Here is a 6,036-nt window from a genome sequence, read left to right as displayed (position 1 = left end):
GATTTCTGGGAGCTGATCCGCAACGACGACCGACACCCCAACGACTACGGATTGGAAGGGTTCCCTATTCGTCATCGGCCCTGGATCTGGACCGTGGCACGCCGGTCGCTCATCGAGAGCGACGAATGGGCACGATACTGGTCCGCCGATCGTGGCCACCTCGATACCGGATTCGCCGATCACTTCCGCTCGCGTGGCGCCCGAGCGGCGGTCGCCTTCGACTTCGAAGGCGCGGCGCGCCACAATCCCGGGCTCTTCGCCCCGGGAAAGCTCATCGAGGCCGGATGCCCCGTGCTGGTGCGTGGTCTCTTCGATCAGTTCCCTCCGGCCCTCGACCAGTTCGCTGTGATTCTCCGTCCGGTGCTCAAGCGCATCGAGGAAGTGGGCTATCCCATCGACCTCTTGTGGAGCAGCGTGGTGCGCACGACACCGCCACGAGCCCTCAACGCCTCGGCAGGGATGCTCGAGATCCTTCCGGATCGAACCGACGTCACCCTCGAGGAGGTCCAGCGCGTCTGCGTCGTGGTGCACCTTCCAGGTCTGGGTTTCGTCGACGAGCTCCTCGATAGGCTCCAGAACCTCCCGCAGGCCTACGACCTGGTCATCACGACCACCGACGGCATCAAGGCGGCGCGCATCCGCAAGCTCCTCGAGCGCGCCAAACCCGCGCTCTGTCAGCGCGTCGAGGTACGGGTCGCCTGGGTGCCCGGAGGCCGCGACATGGGCGCGCTGCTCGTGGGCTGTCGCGATATCCTGCTCGGCGATGACTATGACCTCATCATGCGTCTGCATGGACGACAGTCGGGCCACAAACCCATCAATGTCGCCGAGTATGCGCGCCGCTACCAGCTGGACAACCTGCTGAGCAGTCCCGGCTACGTGATCGGCCTGCTGCGCCTTTTCGAGAACGAGAAGGGACTCGGGCTCGTGTTCCCGCCGATGATCCATGTGGGTTACCGGATCATGGGTCGTGGTTGGGGCTCGTATCGCGACGCCGCAAAGTCTGTGTGCCGAGAGCTGGGGATCCGCGTACCGCTTGACGAGGTCTCACCGCTCGCGCCGTTCGGAGGCATGTGGTTGGGCCGTCCACAGGCGTTGCGACTCATGGCTGAGCGTGCTTGGAACGCTCGCGACTACGGCCTTTCGCGTCGAGGCGGGCACGCAGAGCTCTCCCGACTGCAGGAGCGGATCATCCCGCTGGCTGCCGCGGAGACGGGCTACCACTGTCGCACCGTGCTGAACCATGAGCACGCGGAGATCAGCTTCTCTGCGATGGAGTTCAAAGCGGATCAGTTGTCGAGCACGGCCCCCGGGTACCCGGCGGAGCAGATCCACTTCCTCCGCAGAATGGGTTCGATGGGACGTGGTGGCCCCGTGAGTCTGACCCGCATGTACCTCAACCTGCACTTTCCGTTCATCGCGCAACTGCTGCGACCGGCATTTCGATCGGCGGGTATCGCCGCCTCATGGCTCGGATCGTTTCGTGGCGGTGTGCGTTCGGCCGTGGGGTCGTTCCGATCGAAGAGGCAGAGATGACGAAGACGGATGAACTGATCCCTGCGCAGCCACGGGCCGCCTCGAGCTTTCCTGCGGACGGCAGGAGGCTTCTGATCTACGTGGTCTACGATCGCCGCGGCGAAGTAGAGGACTACATCCCCTATGCGCTCCGGGAGCTACGACGTCAGCACCAGCACATCATCGCCGTGGTGAATGGGAAGCTCACCGCTGCCGGGCGGCAGAAACTGGACTCGGTGTGCGACGAGGTCGTCGAACGCGAGAACAGCGGCTTCGACATCTGGGGCTACAAGTTCGGTCTCGAGCAGATGGCCGACCGAATCGCGGAGTTCGACGAGATCGTGCTCGCGAATGACACCTGGTACGGCCCGGTGCGTCCCTTCGACGATGTCTTCGACCGGATGAACGGGCAGGATATCCACTTCTGGGGGCTGACCGACCATCCTCGTCTCGAGCCGAATCCGTTCACCCAGACCGGATACCTGCCCTACCATGTCCAGTCCTACTGGATCGCCGTCCGGCGCGCGATGTTCCTCTCGGATGAGTGGCGTGAGTATTGGCGCGACCTCCCCGAGCTGCCGGAGTATGCCGATGCGGTGGTGAAGCATGAGGGCGCTTTCACCGAGAGGTTCGTTTCGCTCGGGTTCTCCGGCGAGGTGGCCTTCCCATTGATCACCGATCTCGCCATGAACTATCCGCTCGTCGCCGCGCGCCAGCTTCTCGACGCTGGATGTCCGACGCTCAAGCGGCGCCCGTTCTTCGAGTGGCCGACATATCTGGACAGCCTGGGCGTCGTCGGCCGATGGACACTGGACACTGCGGCGCACTACGGGTACCCGCTCGATCTGATCTATGCCGATCTCGCGCGGAACGTCGAGCCGCGGGTTCTCAATGCGGACGCTGCGCTCGTCTCGGTGCTCTCCGCGGACGAGGAGTCTTACGATCCCGAGCGCCCGCTGCGCACGCTGGTCATCGCCCACATCTTCTATCCGGAGATGGTCGATGAGATGCTCGATCGCGCCGACCATCTCCCAGGCCGGTACGACTTGCTCATCACGACGCCCGAGTCTGATCGGGCACAGCAGATTCGCACGAATCTCGACACCCGCGTGCTACGCGGATCCGTCGAGGTGCGCGTACTGGAGTCCAACAACGGCCGGGATCAGGGCGCTTTTCTTGTGGGATGCCGCGACGTGCTGCTCAGTGGCGACTACGACCTGATCGTGAAGATCCACTCCAAGAAGACGCCGCAGTCCTTCCCGACGATCGGCGAGCACTTCAAACTCCAGCAGTTCGACAACCTGCTCTACAGCCCCGGATATGCGGCGAACGTCGTGGCGCTCTTCCAGCGTGAGCGCGGCCTCGGTCTCGCCTTCCCGCCGATGGTCCATCTCGGGCATCCGACATTGGGAAGGGCATGGTGGGCGAACCGCGAGGGGTTCATCCGACTGCACGACGAGCTCGGGATCCGTGTGCCCGTCGACGAGGACTCCCCGCTTGCCCCCTTCGGATCGATGTACTTCGCTCGCCCCGAGGCACTGAGACTTCTCGCCGAGCATCCTTGGAAGTACGAGGACTTCGGCGGGCATGAGGCGTACCAGGACGGAGGTCTCGCTCATATCCTCGAGCGGATGCCTGTGTACGCCGCAGCAGAACTCGGCTACCACTCACGGACGATCGCGGCTCCTGAGTACATGTCGGTCAGTCACTCGATGATGAGCTACAACTTCGATCAGATGTCGGCGACGATCCCCGGCTCGTCGATGGAGCAGGTCAACCTGATCAAGCGACTGGGGAAGATGGGCACCGTGAGGGCCGTCGACTTCGTTGCGATGTACCTCTACAGCCGTCGGCCGGGCTCGGAGCAGGCCTTGCTACGTGCGTACGAACGAACGACACGGGTTCGGGGCGCCTTGTGGCGTCTCCGACATCCTGCCCACTGGCGCAAGCGCTAGTCCATACCGGCGCCGAGGCGCCGGCGAGCACGCGACTGGCCTTCCCGACGAGTGCCCCGCGTCACTGACGTGGGCGGCTCCCCAGTCCCTCCAGGATAGGATTCCCCTTATGCCCGCGCCCCATGAGTCCGATGTCGCGGCGCGCTTTCAGCGACTCTCCGGGCTCCCGATGCAGCCAATCGGTGGGCTGCATCGGTTCACGCCGCGCGGCATCGCCGCGTCCGTGAAGGACGTCGTCGATCAGCGTGAGATGCTGGGACTGCTCATCAAGCGGGACCTGAAGTCGAAGTACAAGGACTCTGCGCTCGGGTTCCTTTGGTCGCTGGCGCGGCCGCTCGTCCAGTTGCTCATCTACTTCATCGTGCTCGGCCAGTTCCTCGGCGCAGCACGCGGCATCCCCGACTTCGCCGTCTACATCTTCACGGGTCTCACGGCCATGGGGCTGTTCACCGAGATCGCCGTCGGCGGCACCGGCTCTATCCTCGCGAACGCGGGGCTGGTCAAGAAGGTCTACGTCCCCCGCGAGGTGTTCCCGCTCGCGAGCGTCGGCTCGGCGCTGTTCAACTTCTTCATTCAGCTGTGCGTCCTCCTTGCGGCCACGATCGCATCGGGCCATCCACCGTTGCATTGGGGGATTCTCTACGCGATCCCAGCACTCGCCCTTGTCGTGGTCTACGGATTCGCGTTCGCGCTGTTCTTCGGCGCCCTGAATGTCTACCTGCGTGACATGCAGTACCTCGCGGAGGTGTTCACGATGCTGCTGTTCTGGGCTTCGCCTGTCGTGTACTCGTGGCAGATGGTGAAGGATCTCGTTCAGAATCCGGTCCTGCTCGAGTTGTACACGAACAACCCGCTCACCCTCGCGATCCTCGGTTTCCAGGAGGCCTTCTGGCTGGCCGGCGAGGATCTTGCCCGGCCCGACCATTTGCTGCTCCGCATCTCGATCGCCCTCGTGATCGGGCTCGTGCTGTTGCTGGCAAGTCATCGCGTCTTCCTGCGTCTGCAGGGAAACTTCGCGCAGGAGCTCTGAAGTCGATGCCCAATCCCTCGCTCGACGCTCTCGCGCCCCCGGCCGTCATCTCGGCGGAGGGGGTCTCGAAACGCTTCACAGTGCGGAAGGACACTTCTCTCAAGGAGCGGATCGTCACGCTGGGACGTGCTGGCCGTCGTCATCGGCAGGACTACTGGGCGCTGAGCGATGTCAGCATCGAAGTGTTCGCCGGCAGCACGATCGGGCTGATAGGCCACAACGGGTCGGGCAAGAGCACGCTCCTGAAGGTCATCGGCGGCATCATTCTCCCCACGACGGGAGAGGTGCGACAGCGCGGCCGAGTTGCGGCCCTGCTCGAGCTGGGTGCCGGATTCCACCCCGATCTCACCGGACGCGAGAATGTGTTCCTGAACGCCGCTGTGCTGGGGCTCAGCCGCGCCGAGACCGAGTCGCGCTTCGATGCGATCCTCGAGTTCTCCGGCGTCGGCGATTTCGTCGACACGCAGGTCAAGTTCTACTCGTCAGGCATGTACGTCCGGCTCGCCTTCGCTGTCGCCGTCCACACGGACCCCGACATCCTGCTCGTCGACGAGGTTCTGGCCGTCGGCGACGAGCAGTTTCAGAGGAAGTGCTTGGACAAGATCAAGGAGTTCCAGGAGCAGGGCCGCACGATCATCATCGTGAGCCACGCCCTGGATCAGATCGAGTCGCTGTGCGACCGAGTGGTATTGCTCAACCGGGGTCAGGTGATCCTCGACGGACCGCCCAAGGCGGCGATCGGGCGATTCAGGGAGCTGCTTCGGAGCGGCGAGGGCACGCGGGGCGAGCAGTCAGCGCGTGCCGGCCACAGCCTCGAGATCTCGAGCATCGAGCTCGTCGATGCCGAGGGATCGTCATCGACGAGGTACGGCGTGGGGGAGACCATCGAGCTCCGCATCCACGTCCGTGCGCTCGCTCCCGTCGAACGATGGGCAGTCGGGTTCAGCATCAACACGATGCACGGTCACCTCGCCCTGGCTTCGAACACGGATGTCCTCGCGGTAACACTCGACCCGATCGAAGACGGCGCCGTGATCCGGTTCATTCTCGACAATGTGGGGCTCGGTCCCGGCGAATACTTCGTCAACGCCAACGTCGCTGGTGTCAGCGTGCCCAGCTCGCACGCCGTGTCGCGGGCCGCGGCCTTCGTCGTCGAAGGGAGTGAGGCGACGATCGGACCGGTCGCAGCGACGGTCTCGTTGCGCGCGACTTCCGGCCCCGAATACTGATCAGGGCGGTCCGCCGGCTACGGACTGAGCCGCACGCCGCATGACCGCAGCGATCAGGGTGTGCGCGCGCGCGTCGAACGAATGCTCTTGGCGGATTCTGTCTCCACGGGCGACCATCTCGTCTGCTGGTCCGAACAGTGCCACAAGGTCCCCTTGCAGCATCGAGATGAGCTCGTCGGTGTCGGTGAAGGTGCGCACGGCTTCGCCGAAGATCTCCTCGATCCCGGCGACGTCGTCGGAGATCGCACGTCCGCCTGCAGCGACGACGTCGAACAACCGGTTCGAGACGAAACCCTCTCGCCGCATC

5 protein-coding genes are annotated in these 6,036 nt (G+C 64.2%); 4 read left to right on the top strand and 1 reads right to left on the bottom strand.

The genetic code is table 11. The annotated features are described in order from the left end of the window. The 4 genes from WML84_RS12045 to WML84_RS12030 form a co-directional block, all read left to right on the top strand. The coding region (locus tag WML84_RS12045; RefSeq protein WP_347346387.1) for a rhamnan synthesis F family protein at positions 1-1,536 on the top strand (1,536 nt) is incomplete at its 5' end. Continuing rightward, complete coding sequence (locus WML84_RS12040) at positions 1,533-3,470, top strand: rhamnan synthesis F family protein (protein ID WP_347346386.1); 1,938 nt, start codon at positions 1,533-1,535, stop codon at positions 3,468-3,470. The genes WML84_RS12045 and WML84_RS12040, both read left to right, overlap by 4 nt. A gap of 169 nt (positions 3,471-3,639) precedes the next feature. Next, positions 3,640-4,500 (top strand): ABC transporter permease, encoded by an 861-nt coding sequence (locus tag WML84_RS12035; protein ID WP_347346385.1) that lies wholly within the window; start codon positions 3,640-3,642, stop codon positions 4,498-4,500. 5 nt (positions 4,501-4,505) lie between these two features. Next, positions 4,506-5,729, top strand: a complete 1,224-nt coding sequence (locus WML84_RS12030; RefSeq protein ID WP_347346384.1) for an ABC transporter ATP-binding protein — start codon at positions 4,506-4,508, stop codon at positions 5,727-5,729. Here WML84_RS12030 and WML84_RS12025 read toward each other — a convergent pair. After that, the coding region (locus WML84_RS12025) for a glycosyltransferase (RefSeq protein WP_347346383.1) at positions 5,730-6,036 on the bottom strand (307 nt) is incomplete at its 5' end.

Origin of the sequence: Microbacterium sp. (assembly GCF_039812165.1) — a bacterium.
GTDB lineage: Bacteria > Actinomycetota > Actinomycetes > Actinomycetales > Microbacteriaceae > Microbacterium.
Note: the sequence above shows the minus strand (reverse complement) of the source record. Positions and strands in the feature narration are given on the sequence as shown.

Excerpts from the sequence above, each read along its gene's own strand:
- WML84_RS12040 (WP_347346386.1), top strand. The coding sequence starts at position 1,533 with ATGACGAAGACGGATGAACTGATCCCTGCGCAGCCACGGGCCGCCTCG.
- WML84_RS12035 (WP_347346385.1), top strand. The coding sequence starts at position 3,640 with ATGCAGCCAATCGGTGGGCTGCATCGGTTCACGCCGCGCGGCATCGCC.
- WML84_RS12030 (WP_347346384.1), top strand. The coding sequence starts at position 4,506 with ATGCCCAATCCCTCGCTCGACGCTCTCGCGCCCCCGGCCGTCATCTCG.